This window comes from Empedobacter falsenii (assembly GCF_019308355.1).
Lineage (GTDB): Bacteria > Bacteroidota > Bacteroidia > Flavobacteriales > Weeksellaceae > Empedobacter > Empedobacter falsenii_B.
Genome location: NZ_JAAGKM010000001.1, coordinates 199,333 through 214,208, shown reverse-complemented (window position 1 = coordinate 214,208; position 14,876 = coordinate 199,333). Strand labels below are relative to the sequence as shown.

Sequence of the window (14,876 nt, the reverse complement as noted above, 5' to 3'; positions counted from 1 at the left end):
AACTTTATCAAAAAAAGTATATATTTGAATATCTCAAACAATGAAAGAAATAGAAATTCACGGTAAAAAATTTATTCCGTACATCGCTTTTGAAGAAATAGAACACGCCATCAAAAATATGGCAAACGAAGTTTACGAAGAATACAAAGACGAAAGACCGATTTTTGTTGGTGTATTAAACGGAGTTGTAATGTTCTTCAGCGATTTCTTAAAACAATATCAAGGAGAATGTGAGATTTCGTTCTTGAAATTAAAATCTTACGAAGGAACAGAATCAACAGGGAAAATTACTATTGAGATGGATATTCCGATGAATGTTGAAGGACGTCACGTAATTATTTTAGAAGATATTGTAGATACAGGTAATACGTTAGTAGAGTTGCACCGAATCTTGAAAGAGAAAAAGGTAAAATCATTAAAAGTAGCAACTTTATTATTTAAGCCAGATGCTTACAAAAAAGATTTAAAAGTAGATTTAGTAGGAATTTCTATTCCTGATAAATTTGTAGTAGGTTATGGATTAGATTTTGACGGATTAGGAAGAAATTTACCAGATATTTATCAAATAAAACATTAAAACAAAATGCTAAACATTGTATTGTTCGGACCTCCTGGCAGTGGTAAAGGAACACAAGCTAAATTTTTAGAAGAAAAGTACCAAACTCCTCAAATTTCTACTGGAGACTTATTTCGTTTCAACCTTAAAAATGAAACAGAATTAGGCGCTCTTGTGAAATCTTACATGGACAAGGGACAATTAGTTCCAGATGAGGTAACAACAAATATGTTGGTTGATCATTTAGATAACAATCCAAATGCGCAAGGATACATTTTTGATGGATATCCACGTACAACATCTCAAGCAGAAGCTTTAGATAAAATCTTAGCAGATAAATACGAAAGCGAAGTTTCGATTACATTAGCATTAGTTGTGGATGACGAAATTTTGGTTCAACGTTTATTAGAACGCGGAAAAACTTCTGGTCGTGCTGATGATGTGGACGAAAAAATTATCCGTGATCGTATTACAGAATATTACGAGAAAACTGCAATTGTAGCAGAACACTACAAAGCGCAAGGAAAATGGGTTGAGATTGATGGAGTAGGTTCTATTGAAGATATTACCGAAAAATTGAACGCAGCAATTAAAGAAGTTTTATAAGAACAACTTTTACATAATACTAAAAATGCTCCTTTTAATTAAAGGAGCATTTTTTTATTATTATCATTTCTGAATGTAGCTTTTTGTGAAATGAAGAACCGACATCAGAATGACTTTTCTATTTTCCTTCAACCAAGCCTTTACAAATGTTTTTTACAACAGCAGGACCTTCATAAATAAAACCTGTATAAACTTGTAACAAACTTGCACCAGCTTCCAGTTTTTCTTTAGCATCTTCGGCTGTATGAATTCCGCCAACTCCAATGATAGGAAATGCTTTGTTCGATTTTTCAGAAAGATAACGAATCACTTCTGTTGAACGATTTTTAAGTGGTTTTCCCGAAACTCCACCAGTTTCTTTTACAATTTCTGGATCAGATTTTAATCCTTCTCTTGAAATGGTTGTATTTGTAGCAATCACTCCAGCAATTTTAGATTCTAATACAATATCTATAATATCGTCCAATTGAGAATCTGTTAAATCTGGTGCGATTTTAAGTAAAATTGGTTTCGGTTTTTCGTTTTGATTATTGTATTGTTGCAAATAATTAAGAATGTACAATAAAGGTTCTTTTTCTTGTAAATCGCGTAATCCAGGTGTGTTTGGAGAACTTACATTGACTACAAAATAATCAACATAATCAAACAATGCATTGAAACATTTGATGTAATCGTCAACAGCATCTTCATTTGGTGTCAATTTGTTTTTACCAATATTTCCGCCAATGATATAGTTTTCACGATTTTTTAATTCTCTAATTTTCGAAACAACAAAATCAACACCTTTGTTATTAAATCCCATTCGGTTAATAATCGCCTCATCTTCCATCAAACGAAACATACGTGGTGCATCATTTCCCGGTTGAGGTTTTGGTGTAACGGTTCCAATTTCGATAAAGCCAAATCCGAAGTGGTTCAATTCTTCAATATATTCAGCATTTTTATCAAAACCTGCAGCCAAACCAATTGGATTTTTGAATTTAATTCCAAAAACTTCTCGTTCTAAACTTGGTTGATTGTATTGATAAAATTTATCTAATAATTTTCCAACTCCAGGAAATGCAGCATAATTTTTTAGATTTCGTGTAACGAAATGATGTGCTTCTTCGGGTTGTAATTGAAATAAAATGTTTTTGAATTGTTTGTACATGCTGCAAAATTAATCAATCCTATTCATTATAAAAATATGTTTTGATTACTTATTTTTCGTGATTGATTGTATTGTGCTAATTGGAGAAATTTCAACAGTTTTTTGACCTTTCACAACATAAAAATAATAAAGACTATTCGTATTGACTAAATAAATTTCTTTTTTCTCACCAGAATTGAAAGTTAAGGTCTGTCCATATTTTTCGAATTTTAAATCTCCATTTTTTATTCGTTTTGATAAAAAATTACCACCACCAACTCCAAATCCTAAAAAGAAACAAATCAGCATAACAAAAAAGAATCCAATTAAATTTTGATTAATTTTCTTAGTGAATTCTTCATTCGTGAGGTTATCAGTTTCTTTAATCTTGTAATATTTCTTAATGAATTTTTTCTCTGGATATTTCAATGAATACTGTTTAAAACTATAAAGTAGAAAAATAAGAAGAATAAAAAAGATTAGTAAGAAAGGATGTGCGGTGATTTCGGCTATTGGACTAATTAAGATATCCATAATGCTCGAAAATTTCAGAATATTAATATCCAATTGATAATAAAAAATAGATTCTTTAATAATTCCCATGAAGACTAAATAAATATAACCAAAAGGAAGTAATCGTTGTAAATGTTCGTTATTCATACTATTGAATCTATTTTTGGCGCGATTTTATTTCTTTGTTAATCATAGAAAGCCTTATGACCAAAGGCATCAAAGTAGTTGAAGTTCTGCAAGCAACGGCAATTAATGCATAATTTTTTGATTTTATTGCTGAATATACCAAGAAGATAGAAATCAAAAACATCAAACATCCAAAAGTAATTACCATTGTTTTGGTTTGTTTTTGCTTTTTCAGAAGTTAGTCATCAGTATATTCGGACAAATTTTTTTAGTATTCATGATAGTGTGTTAATTAATTGAATAAATATAAATAAAAATCTGAGTCATTATAAATTATTCATTCAAAATAGATAATACAAGATTTTAATAAACAAATTAGAAATTGTACTTTTGCAGACTAATTAAAAGAGAAAAATTATGCAATCAAATTTTGTTGACTACGTAAAAATAAATTGTAGAGCCGGACATGGAGGTGCGGGTTCAGCAAGTTTGCATCGCGAAAAATATATTGACAAAGGTGGACCAGATGGTGGAGATGGTGGACGTGGAGGAAATATCACGCTTCTTGGAAACTCAAATCTTTGGACCTTGTTAGAATTTCGATTCAAAAGACATTTCCGTGCGCAAAACGGTGGACGTGGAGGTAAATCTCGTTCTACTGGTGCTGACGGTGAAGATATTATTTTGGAAGTTCCGATCGGAACAATTGCCAAAGATGACGAAGGAAATATTATTGGCGAAGTAACAGAAAATGGGCAAGAATTAATTATTGCGCAAGGAGGAAAAGGGGGGCTAGGAAACTGGCATTTCCGTTCTGCAACGCGTCAAACGCCTCGTTATGCACAGCCAGGTTTGGATGGTGACGAGCGTCAAGTTACATTGGAGTTGAAAATTTTGGCAGATGTTGGTTTAGTTGGTTTTCCAAATGCAGGAAAATCTACTTTATTATCAGCTGTTTCGGCTGCTAAACCAAAAATTGCAGATTACGCATTTACAACGTTAACACCTAACTTGGGAATTGTAGAATACCGTAATCATCAGTCATTTATTATGGCAGATATTCCTGGAATTATCGAAGGTGCGGCAGAAGGAAAAGGTCTTGGACATCGTTTCTTGCGTCATATTGAGCGTAATTCTAACTTATTATTTTTAATTCCTGCCGATACAGAAGATTATAAAAAAGAATATGAAATTCTGTTGAATGAATTGAAAAAATTCAATCCTGAATTGTTAGATAAAGAACGAATTTTAGCTATTTCTAAGTCAGATATGTTAGATGATGAATTGGAAGCTGAGATTAAAGCACAATTACCAACTGATATTGATACGATATTTATTTCGTCTGTTTCTGGAAAAGGAATCACAGAATTGAAAGATTTATTGTGGAAAAAACTACACGAATAACTAATTATTAAAGATAAAGACAAATGTTTGGAAATTTTGGAGACATCATGGGAATGATGGGAAAAATCAATTCATTTAAAGATAAATTTTCTGATTTGAAAAATGAATTAGATGGAGAAATATTTACAACGACTTCTAACGATGGAAAAGTAAAAATTACAATGTCTAAATTAGCAACAATAAAAGATATTGAACTTGCTGAAGGAATGGAAAAAGAAGAAATTGAAGATTTGTTAGTGATGACGTTAAACAAAGCGTTGGAACAAGTAAAAACAGAAGCAATTGACAGAGCGAAAAAAACAGCTCAAGAAAATTTACCAAACATTCCTGGAATGCCTTTCTAAGAAGAATTTGAAAAAATAAAACCCCTAAAAATTAATTTTCAGGGGTTTTTGTTTGATAATTTGGTTCAATATTTTTATCATCTTTCTCATCCAAAGATTCAAGATATTCTGCTTTCAAACGTTCTTGTTCTTGGTAAATATCCCATAAACGCTCGGCTTGTGGATCATAATAATTTTCTTGATCCCATTTCGGAACTTCTTTTTGTGGACCAATATTTCTAAATAAATAAGCAAAAAATGCACCCGAAATAAATCCACTTAAATGTCCTTCCCAAGAAATAGAATTACTACTTGTATCTGTTTTTAATTGTGGTAAAATTTCTTGAGGAACCATTCCCCAAATCATTCCGCCGTATAATAAAATAATGATTAATGAAATCGCCATTAAACCGCGTTCTTTTCTAATAATTCCACTGAAAAATATGAACGAAGCCAATAAATAAACGATAGAACTTGCTCCGATATGGCAACTTACATTATCATCTAAAAAAGGAGGATTTCCAATCATCCAAAGAATAATTCCTGATAAAATCCAACCAAAAAAAATAACATAATAAGCTAATCTATCGTACATCAATAGTGCGATAAAGCTAAGAAATGCTAACGGAAAAGTATTACTGATAATGTGTTTCCAACCTGAATGAAATAAAGGTGAGAGCAGAATTCCTTTCAATCCTACGAAAGTTCTCGGAATAACGCCATAACAACTGTCTAAATTGTATCCGTTTTGTTGGAACAAAAAGATAATCCACATTGGTATAAGCAGTAGCAGAGGAATTATAATAGTTTTCTTCGGAAAAGGATAACTCATAAAATTGGTTTCGAAAACATCTTTCAATCTTTATTCCTTTCCAGAAAATCTGCCAATTTTGGTCAAATTAAGTTTAATAGCGTTTTATTAATTCTCTCGCAAGCAATTTCCAATCTGTCCATTTCACGCCTAATTGATGATTTTGAACAGCAATTTTATGTTGGTAATTCAAATGCTTAATCACTTCCTTATAAGCTTTTATCAAATTAAAATTCGGATCGTAAATATGAGTTGCTTCAGAATTTGCACCATTAATTTCAAGTATGACAAAATTTCCGTTCTGAAAATCTTCTAAACTTTTTGCTTTCAAATCGATACGACCATAATAAAAACCATCAATTTTTTGTGCGATTTGATCTATAGTTTCTTCTAATTTAGACGTTTTTAGAGAAGATCCATCTAAAAAAGTTGTTCCTCGACTATGATTTCCTATTGGTTCAACCAATAATTTTTCATCTTTTTGAAGAACTGAATTTAGTTCGTTTTGAAATCGTTTAAACAAATAATCTTTTCGGTAAAAAGCTCTTAAATTTTGTTCGATTAATTCTTTCAAAGTTGATTTTCCATCACCCGTAAACGTCAAAAAATATTTTGCTGTTATCGACAGTATTTTACCATTTTTTTCTTTTGGTAATCTAACATAGAAAACACCAAACTCAAAGTTTGATTGAATATATTCTTGTAAAATTAAATCGCGATTATTTTGTTCTAAATAATTTTTCCAATCAATTTTATTTCTGATTAATTCAACACCAATTCCACGTTCACCAAGATTTGGTTTCGCAATAAAAGGAAAATCAAACGGAATATCTTGTGTTGTAAATTCTTCAAAAAAAACAGTTTTTGGCTTATAATTTTCATCAATTTGATTGAGCAAATCAATTTTAGAATAATCAATAAATCCGCCCCATTTCATTGTAGGATTTGCCGAGCAAAAGTAAGCTGGAGCGCCTGTTTGAAAGATTTTATAAATGTACCAAGGTGTCAATGGCGCATAAAATAACCAGAATGGCCAAAATTCGTATCGTGTCCATTTTGTTATTTTCGGATTCATTTTTCTTGATTTTGAAAAGCAATTGTAGAAGATGCAATTCCAAAATTTTGTGGAATTTTAATCGTTGAAAAATGAGTTTCGATCGCAATTTTAATCAACGCAAAATGATGAATGCTATGATCAAAACAATACATTAATTCGCGATAATTTGTGGTATTAATTGTGAAATTCTCTCCGTAATAATTCTGTTTTAGCTGAATTGTTTTTTCTAAATCTAAACGTTCTATTTGTGATTTTAGATGATTCAGCGTATTCAAACTTTCAACAACCGAATTTTCTAAAGCACGATTTCGCTCTCTATCATCATAACAAATACAATTGTTTTTTTGCGCTTGTAAAAAGCACGAATAAAACTCGATAATATGACGAAAATGTTGACCAACAGAAGCACCAGAAATGATTTCTAATTCCTTTTGAAAAGACAGATCGTCAAATTGCAAAAGAATCGATTTCATTTCATCAAAGGAATGCGCTATAGTTTTCTGAATACTCATAATTCTTTGCAAAGATAAATTTTTACATTTGAACTAAATTGAAAAATGAGATGTGTATAATCAGTTTTTACAGAAATGAGGATGAATTTGTGTTGACGCACAACCGAGATGAGGAAATAAATCGTTCTTCTTCTAAAGAGATTGTGGAGCAAAAGCGTTTTGATAAAACTTATTTTTCGCCTGTAGATGAGCGCGCAAATGGAACTTGGATTTTTTATTCGGAACAATATGTTGCGTGTATTTTGAATGGAGGAATCGAAAAACCAATGCATTTCAAAGAAAAATACAGAGAAAGTAGAGGAATTATCTTATTAGATTTATTGAAATATAATTCTGTAAATGAGTTTATTAATTCGGAAAATTTGTCAGGAATCGCACCTTTTACAATTTTTGTTTTTGAAAGACTAACTAAAAATGCTTACCTTTTGTTTTGGAATGAAAATAAACTGAGCGTAAAAGATATTTCGCAAGAAAAAATTGTGACATGGTGTTCGTCGACATTGTACAGTCCTGAAAGAAGAAATGAAATTGATGAAATTTTTAATCAAAATAATGATTTAAAATCCGAAGAAATTTTAGAACTTCACGATGATTTGAAAATGAAAAAAGGTGATTTGTACGATTTTTTAGCAACGACATCTATCTCTCAAATTATTATGAATTCTTTAAGAATTGATATGAAATATTGTCAGCTATTTTGAAATTAATAGACAATAATTCGTTATTTTAAGGAATCATCAAATCATTTCGGACATAGGCATAATTTATGCTATAGTCTATCAGAATAATTATATTTGTTAAAGACAGCTTAAATAATAAAATGAACGATAATTTCTCACAACAAGTAAAAGACGTTATTTCTTATAGTAAGGAAGAAGCGTTGAGATTAGGCCACGACCAAATAGGAACGGAACACCTTCTGTTGGGGATTATTCGCGACGGTGAAGGGAAAGCCATTTCTGTCTTAGAAGCATTGAATGTCGATTTAGACGAAATGCGTCAAAAAATAGAAAACCTAAACCCAGCAAAAGAAACTCCAGGTAATAATATAAAAAATTTGAGTTTGACAAAACAAGCTGAAAGAGCGTTGAAAACAACATTCTTAGAAGCAAAATTGTTTAAAAGTCCGACTGTAAATACAATTCACTTATTATTGTGTATTCTTCGTAATGAAAACGATCCGATTACAAAATTGATGAATAAGTTGGATATTGATTACAATACAGTAAAGGAGGAATTCAAATTTCAATTTCAAGATGAGGAAATTCAATCTCCTCGTGCAGAAAATCCATCTTTTGATGGAGGTGATTCTGATAACGATTTTGAGCGTGCATCTACAAGTAAACCTACTTCGAAAAGTAAAACACCAGTTTTAGATAATTTCGGACGAGATTTGACAGCGATTGCGCAAGAAGGAAAATTAGATCCTGTAGTTGGACGCGAAAAAGAAATAGAACGTGTTTCGCAAATTCTTTCTCGTCGTAAAAAGAACAATCCATTGTTAATTGGAGAGCCAGGTGTTGGTAAATCTGCAATTGCAGAAGGTTTAGCGTTAAGAATTGTACAACGTAAAGTTTCGCGCGTATTGTTCAACAAACGTGTGGTAACATTAGATTTAGCATCATTAGTTGCTGGAACTAAATATCGTGGACAATTTGAAGAGCGTATGAAAGCAATCATGAATGAATTAGAGAAAAATGATGATATTATTCTTTTCATTGATGAGTTACATACAATTGTTGGAGCAGGAGGAGCTACGGGTTCTTTAGACGCTTCTAACATGTTCAAACCTGCTTTGGCGCGTGGTGAATTACAATGTATTGGAGCAACAACGTTGGACGAATATCGTCAATATATTGAAAAAGATGGTGCATTAGTTCGTCGTTTTCAAAATGTGATGGTTGAACCAACAACTCCAGAAGAAACATTACAGATTTTACATAATATCAAAGATAAGTATGAAGCGCATCATAATGTAAATTATACAGATGAAGCGTTGCAAGCTTGTGTAAATTTGACAACACGTTATATTACAGATCGTTTCTTGCCAGATAAAGCGATTGATGCTTTAGATGAAGCGGGTTCTCGCGTGCATATCAAGAATATAAAAGTTCCTCAAGAAATTTTAGATCTTGAAGCAAAATTAGAAGAAGTTCGCGAAGAGAAAACGAAAGTTGTAAAATCTCAAAAATACGAAGAAGCTGCTCGTTTACGTGATTCAGAGAAACAAATAGAAAGTGATTTGAAACGTGAGCAAGCAAAATGGGTACAAGAATCGAAAGAGAATCGTGAAACAGTTACAGAAGAAAATGTAGCGGAAGTTGTTTCGTTGATGTCTGGCGTTCCTGTACATCGTGTAGCTGAAAAAGAATTGAAAAAATTGGCTCAGATGAATGAGTTAATGAAAGGAAAAGTAATTGGTCAAGATGAAGCGGTAACGAAAGTTGTGAAAGCAATTCAACGTAATCGTGCAGGTTTGAAAGATCCAAATAAACCAATTGGTTCATTCATTTTCTTAGGAACTACGGGTGTTGGTAAAACACAATTAGCGAAAGTTTTGGCGAAAGAAATCTTTGATTCTAACGATGCATTAATTCGTATCGATATGTCAGAATACATGGAGAAATTTGCCGTTTCTCGCTTAGTTGGAGCACCTCCGGGCTACGTTGGTTACGAAGAAGGTGGACAATTGACTGAAGCAGTTCGTCGTAAACCATATGCGGTAATTTTGTTAGATGAGATTGAGAAAGCGCATCCAGATGTATTCAATATTTTATTACAAATTTTGGATGATGGTCATGTAACTGATAGTTTAGGTCGTAAAGTTGATTTCCGTAATACGATTATCATTTTAACGTCTAACATTGGTACAAGACAATTGAAAGAGTTTGGAGATGGTGTCGGATTTGGAACTTCATCTAAGAAAGATTCTGCCGATGAACGCGCAAAATCAACAATTGAAACAGCTTTAAAACGTGCTTTCGCGCCAGAATTTTTGAATCGTATTGATGATATTATCTTCTTTAATTCATTAACAAAAGAAGATATCATGAAAATTATCGATATTGAATTGGCAAGTTTAATAGAGCGTTTAACAGCTTTAAATTATCATATTGAATTAACAGAGGAAGCGAAGAATTTTATCGCAGACAAAGGATTTGATAAAGATTATGGAGCTCGTCCGTTGAAACGTGCTATTCAGAAATACATCGAAGATCCAATGGCAGAAGAAATTATCAATGCTGTAATTAGTGAAGGAGATGAATTAACTCTTGATTTAAATGAAGCAAAAGATGGTGTTAAAATTTCTGTAAAAGGAAAAACGAAAGAAGAAAAATCAGAATAATTTCTAAGTTTCTATAATAGAAAGGCTTGAACATTTTTGTTCAAGCCTTTTTTATTTCGGTAACTTTTGCCGTACATTTGCGCTCAGCAAGCCACTTTGTCGCTTCATGTATGTGAAGAGGAAAGTCCGGGCTCCAAAGAGTAAGCATAGCGGGTAACGCCCGTCCGTCGAGAGGCGAGGACAAGTGCAACAGAAAGTATGTACAGTTCGGCTGTAGTGAAACCAGGTAAACTCTATGCGGAGCAATGCCATGTATACCAGCAGTTAAGAGCTACTCGTTCGTTGCTGGGGGGTAGGCAGATTGATATTTTAGGTAACTAAAATACTAGATAAATGACAAAGCATCTTGATTTATTAAGGTGACAGAACCCGGCTTATCGGCTTGCTTTTTTCTATTTTTTGAAGTAAAGACTAAATAATTCTGAAGTATTAGAACAGTTGTTCTTTTTCAAAATATTTCTTCGATGCGTGTCAATAGTATGTTTACTTAAATCTATAGCGTTTGCTATATCCTGACTTGTGTAGCCTTTAATCAGAAATTCGATAATCTCCGTTTCTTTTTTTGTAAGTTGTAAAGATGAATTTGTTTTTGAATTAAGAAGATTATTCAATCCATCTTTGATGTTGTAAATATGCATAATAGGCTTTCCTCCAACCTTTATTTGTGTGATGTCAGTCGCTAAACAAAAAACTCGATTTGGTAAAAAATTTTTACTTAATTCGTAAAAGAAATGTTGCAAATGAATTTGATGAATTTCTCCTTTTTTATCTATCACACGAAAATCATAAGTAAATTTATAATTCATTCTTTCTTCAGGGACAATTTCCATACTAAAATTTGCAATTCGTTGCTGAATATCAATCACATGTTGCAAATCATCGGGATGTACCATTTGAACACATAATTCAGCTGTATATTCGTCAGGAAGATAACCCAAAATATCTTCGCATTGAGGAGAAACATATTCGAATGTTGCAGAATTAGGATTGATGAAATACATAAAAGATTCACCAAGTGCAAGACTTCTTAAAGTTTGTAAATAATCATTAATTGATTGAAAACTCTCATTTTTTTCGTTTAAGGTTCTACGATCTGTATTTTCACTCCATAGTTTTTTTACAATACTTGCATATTCAGTAATAGATTTTTGATTTGCTTTTTTCATATGCTTACAAGTAAAAGTTAATAAAATACCATTAAATGAGTATTTTTTAAGTTAGTAATATAAACTAATTTTGCAAAATATATATAGGATTAAAGCAGTTTTGCTTTTTTCAACCAACCTATTTTATATTTAACCTATAAAAAAAGGAGCTAAATTTTTTAGCTCCTTTTTAATATTATGATGGAATTAAAGTAAAGATTTTACTTTCTCGATTACAGCAGTAGAATCGATTCCATATTTTTTCATTAAATCTGAAGGTGTTCCAGATTCACCGAATTTATCATTAACCGCAACAAAAGCTTGTTTTGTTGGTAATTTTTGAGCTAAAACTCTTGCAACAGATTCACCTAAACCACCTAAAATATTATGTTCTTCAGCTGTTACAATTTTTCCTGTTTTCTTTACAGAGTTTAAGATAATTTCTTCATCTAATGGTTTGATTGTATGAATATTGATCACCTCACAAGAAATTCCTTCTTTTTCTAACTCAGCAGTAGCAACCAAAGATTCCCAAACTAAGTGACCTGTCGCAACAATTGTTACATCAGAACCTTCGTTCATTAAGATACCTTTACCAATTTCAAATTTTTGGTCAGCTGGTGTGAAAACTGGAACAGCAGGACGTCCGAAACGTAAGTAAACAGGACCTTCATATTCAGCTACTGCAATTGTAGCCGCTTTAGTTTGATTGTAATCACAAGGATTGATAACCACCATTCCTGGTAACATTTTCATCAAACCAATATCTTCTAATGTTTGATGAGTTGCACCATCTTCTCCTAACGTTAAACCAGCGTGCGATGCAGCGATTTTTACATTTTTGTTAGAGTAAGCGATAGATTGACGAATTTGATCGTACACACGAGCTGTAGAAAATTCAGCGAAAGTTCCTGTGAAAGGAATTTTACCTCCAATTGTCAAACCTGCAGCAATTCCCATCATGTTTGCTTCAGCAATACCAATTTGGAAAAAACGCTCTGGGTTTTCTTTGATAAATTGATCCATTTTCAATGAACCAATCAAGTCAGCACACAATGCAACAACGTTAGGATTTGTTCTTCCTAACTCTGTCAATCCATCTCCGAATCCACTACGTGTATCTTTTTTTTCTGTGTATGTTAAGTCTATCATTGTTTTTGTTTTTTGTATTCGTTTTTGTATTTTTCTACTTCTGTTTTTTCATCAAATTGATAAATAAAATCATTTGGCGAAACATTAATTTCTTCTTCCTCTTCGGCGCTCTTTTTTATCCAATTTTCTAAGATTTCAACATTTTCTAACACAATATTATGTCCAACTCGATAAATCAAGCCTTTCAAATTTAGTTCAGAATTGATAAACGGAACGGTGTTGATGTTAGAATTTGTATCGATGCAAATTTCTGTACCATTGTCGTTGTCATTATCTTTTCTGAAAATGTTATACACTTCACATTGTTTATTTAGAATCGTTTCTTTTTGACCAGTTCTATTCGCAACATAACTATTTCCGATTGCGGAATTTGTTAAACTTGGATTATTAGTCGCTAAAAAAGAATTTCCTAATAAATCTTTTGTGCCTTCGAAATCAATTTTAAAAACCTTCGGATTTTCTTCTTCGCTGTAAACAGAATACATATTGTCGTTTACTTTTAATGAAGCGAAGTTTCCCATCGGTGTTCGCGTAATCATCAAATGTGCTTTGTAATCTTTGGTTGATAAAATGTCCAAAAAATCTGAATAGAAATCACTTTTGATACGATATTGAATAACGTTTTCGAATTTATACGATTGCATTTGAGCGAAAGTTAAACATGTAAAAAGCGTTAATATAAAACTGATTGATTTTTTCATTATCGAATTGATTTGATAAGTATTAATCCAAAGAATTCAAGAAAGTAGTTAACTTATCTTTGTCTTCTTTTTTCAGTTTATCATATTTGTTATTGATTTCTAAAACACTTTTTCTTATTGCATCAATTGTTCCCGAAAGAGCAACACTTCCGCTTTGATAAATGTACATATCGCACACTTGTCCTGCGTAATTGTAAACCAAATTTCCTAAATCTTTATCTGTAAAAGTCGGAATTTTAGCTTTCAAATTTTTGCAATGTTCTGGTGCAACTTTCATGAAATCTTGAATGTCTGGATTGTCGATTGCCAAATCGATTTTGCTAATATCTGTCGTTTTGTAAGCAGATGTATAAGGATCATAATATTCGGCTAAACTAACTTCTGTTGCAGCAACAGCAGAATCTACTGCTACAGCCGCTTCATCATAATCTGTTGAAACTTCTGTTAATTTAAACTTTTTAGCATCATCGAAATACGTTTTGAAAAGGTTATTTAATTCTTTTACTTCGCTTTTGTTTGCTAATTTATTCTTTTTGAATTGTTTTACCAATTGATTTGTAGAACCTTGCGCAGTTGCCAAAGCTTTAGAACGCTCTATATCAGGATTTCCATCATAATCACTATCATTATAAATCAAGCTATAATTTAATGAAGCAACAGTTCCAAAAAGACTATTTACGTTATCACTTTCTGATGTTTGATAATTGTAATAATTAATAATAGGATCCTCGTAACGATTGTCTGGTGAATAAGCTACTGCTTCGGCTGCATAAGCCGTATCTACAGACGACATCATGTTATCGTATTCTTGTTTCTTTTTTGCCAATTCGTTAGTAAAACTTTCGATTTCTTTTTTCTCATCAAAAGTTACTTTTACGTTAGAATTTGCAATATTTTGAATCGTTAATCCATTAAAATCTCCTGCGTCATATCTAATTAAAAGCCCTTTCAATTTTGTTTGAGGAAACATAATCGCAACGTTATTAATTGCATTTTTTTCATCAACACATAATGTAGAAGATTTTGTTTCGAAATCTGTTTTAGATGTTAATTCGTATTCATTACACTTATATCCATTGATCGTTGTAGATGAATTTAGATTTTTAACTGAAATAAATTTCTCGAACAAGTTATCTGAATAAGGTTTTAAACTATCATCCGATATACCTTCGTAATAATAAGGGGCTTTTATCGATAATTGATTTTCTAATGAATTGGCATATACTTCGAAAAACTTGCTGTTGTTGATAAAGAAAGCATCTTTATTAAAGCTTCCTGAAGTATAAGGACCTCCTTCCGAAGTTCCTAAAACAGCGTCTTTAGAAATATAGGTTACAAAAAATAAATCTTTTTGACCATCTAAATAAGTCTGATATTCTTCTGGTAAATTGATTTTATACGATACTTTTTTGTCAAAAGAATATGTTTTTTCCTGCCCAAAGGCTGTTAAAGAACAAAGCGTAAGTATAGAATAAAATAACGTTTTCATAGTATT

16 protein-coding genes and 1 other RNA gene are annotated in these 14,876 nt (G+C 31.8%); 7 read left to right on the top strand and 10 right to left on the bottom strand.

Features of this window, described 5'->3' with window-relative positions:
• Window positions 1-40: 40 nt before the first annotated feature.
• Window positions 41-577, top strand: coding sequence for a hypoxanthine phosphoribosyltransferase (gene hpt, locus G0Q09_RS14905; protein WP_038333090.1), 537 nt, complete (start codon window positions 41-43; stop codon window positions 575-577).
• 6 nt (window positions 578-583) lie between these two features.
• On the top strand, window positions 584-1,162 hold the full coding sequence (locus tag G0Q09_RS14900; protein ID WP_125350758.1) for an adenylate kinase: 579 nt from the start codon (window positions 584-586) through the stop codon (window positions 1,160-1,162).
• Between the two features lie 118 nt (window positions 1,163-1,280).
• On the opposite strand, the gene G0Q09_RS01110 is transcribed toward G0Q09_RS14900, so the two are convergent.
• From G0Q09_RS01110 to G0Q09_RS01100, 3 genes are read right to left on the bottom strand one after another with little or no spacing between them, the layout of a single operon-like run.
• Window positions 1,281-2,312 (bottom strand): quinone-dependent dihydroorotate dehydrogenase, encoded by a 1,032-nt coding sequence (locus tag G0Q09_RS01110; RefSeq protein WP_219033696.1) that lies wholly within the window; start codon window positions 2,310-2,312, stop codon window positions 1,281-1,283.
• 45 nt (window positions 2,313-2,357) lie between these two features.
• Window positions 2,358-2,951: a hypothetical protein gene (locus G0Q09_RS01105; protein ID WP_219033695.1), complete on the bottom strand. Its 594-nt coding sequence runs from the start codon at window positions 2,949-2,951 to the stop codon at window positions 2,358-2,360.
• 10 nt (window positions 2,952-2,961) lie between these two features.
• Window positions 2,962-3,138, bottom strand: a complete 177-nt coding sequence (locus G0Q09_RS01100; RefSeq protein WP_181816329.1) for a hypothetical protein — start codon at window positions 3,136-3,138, stop codon at window positions 2,962-2,964.
• 209 nt (window positions 3,139-3,347) lie between these two features.
• Between G0Q09_RS01100 and obgE the strand changes: the two genes are divergently transcribed.
• Together obgE and G0Q09_RS01090 are read left to right on the top strand one after the other, a co-directional pair.
• Window positions 3,348-4,334: a GTPase ObgE gene (obgE, locus tag G0Q09_RS01095; protein WP_115001628.1), complete on the top strand. Its 987-nt coding sequence runs from the start codon at window positions 3,348-3,350 to the stop codon at window positions 4,332-4,334.
• 23 nt (window positions 4,335-4,357) lie between these two features.
• Window positions 4,358-4,678, top strand: coding sequence for a YbaB/EbfC family nucleoid-associated protein (locus G0Q09_RS01090; RefSeq protein ID WP_219033694.1), 321 nt, complete (start codon window positions 4,358-4,360; stop codon window positions 4,676-4,678).
• 31 nt (window positions 4,679-4,709) lie between these two features.
• Here G0Q09_RS01090 and G0Q09_RS01085 read toward each other — a convergent pair whose 3' ends face one another.
• The 3 genes from G0Q09_RS01085 to G0Q09_RS01075 are packed head-to-tail and all read right to left on the bottom strand — an operon-like array spanning window position 4,710 to window position 7,037.
• A complete protein-coding gene (locus G0Q09_RS01085) occupies window positions 4,710-5,516 on the bottom strand; it encodes a rhomboid family intramembrane serine protease (RefSeq protein ID WP_219033693.1) in 807 nt (268 codons plus the stop codon).
• Window positions 5,517-5,562: 46 nt separating this feature from the next.
• Complete coding sequence (locus G0Q09_RS01080) at window positions 5,563-6,543, bottom strand: ATP-grasp domain-containing protein (RefSeq protein WP_219033692.1); 981 nt, start codon at window positions 6,541-6,543, stop codon at window positions 5,563-5,565.
• Window positions 6,540-7,037, bottom strand: a complete 498-nt coding sequence (locus G0Q09_RS01075; RefSeq protein WP_125350525.1) for a hypothetical protein — start codon at window positions 7,035-7,037, stop codon at window positions 6,540-6,542. Before G0Q09_RS01075 ends, G0Q09_RS01080 begins: the two co-directional genes overlap by 4 nt.
• Window positions 7,038-7,087: 50 nt before the next feature.
• On the opposite strand from G0Q09_RS01075, the gene G0Q09_RS01070 reads away from it, so the two are divergent.
• The 3 genes from G0Q09_RS01070 (at window position 7,088) to rnpB (ending at window position 10,776) form a co-directional block, all read left to right on the top strand.
• The gene (locus G0Q09_RS01070; RefSeq protein WP_115001619.1) at window positions 7,088-7,738 is read left to right on the top strand and encodes an NRDE family protein; all 651 of its coding nucleotides are present in this window, start codon (window positions 7,088-7,090) and stop codon (window positions 7,736-7,738) included.
• A gap of 119 nt (window positions 7,739-7,857) precedes the next feature.
• Window positions 7,858-10,383, top strand: coding sequence for an ATP-dependent Clp protease ATP-binding subunit (locus G0Q09_RS01065; RefSeq protein WP_219033691.1), 2,526 nt, complete (start codon window positions 7,858-7,860; stop codon window positions 10,381-10,383).
• Between the two features lie 83 nt (window positions 10,384-10,466).
• An RNA gene (rnpB, locus tag G0Q09_RS01060) (RNase P RNA component class A) lies at window positions 10,467-10,776 on the top strand.
• Here rnpB and G0Q09_RS01055 read toward each other — a convergent pair.
• The 4 genes from G0Q09_RS01055 to G0Q09_RS01040 all read right to left on the bottom strand — a co-directional run bounded on the left by G0Q09_RS01055 (window position 10,776) and on the right by G0Q09_RS01040 (window position 14,870).
• A complete protein-coding gene (locus G0Q09_RS01055; RefSeq protein WP_219033690.1) occupies window positions 10,776-11,549 on the bottom strand; it encodes a LuxR C-terminal-related transcriptional regulator in 774 nt (257 codons plus the stop codon). The two genes, rnpB and G0Q09_RS01055, sit on opposite strands and share 1 nt — an antisense overlap.
• Window positions 11,550-11,735: 186 nt before the next feature.
• Window positions 11,736-12,677: a transketolase family protein gene (locus tag G0Q09_RS01050; RefSeq protein ID WP_219033743.1), complete on the bottom strand. Its 942-nt coding sequence runs from the start codon at window positions 12,675-12,677 to the stop codon at window positions 11,736-11,738.
• Window positions 12,677-13,381, bottom strand: a complete 705-nt coding sequence (locus G0Q09_RS01045) for a hypothetical protein (RefSeq protein WP_180905074.1) — start codon at window positions 13,379-13,381, stop codon at window positions 12,677-12,679. The genes G0Q09_RS01050 and G0Q09_RS01045 overlap by 1 nt, the downstream gene beginning before the upstream one ends.
• Before the next feature lie 22 nt (window positions 13,382-13,403).
• On the bottom strand, window positions 13,404-14,870 hold the full coding sequence (locus G0Q09_RS01040) for a hypothetical protein (protein WP_219033689.1): 1,467 nt from the start codon (window positions 14,868-14,870) through the stop codon (window positions 13,404-13,406).
• Window positions 14,871-14,876: the final 6 nt, after the last annotated feature.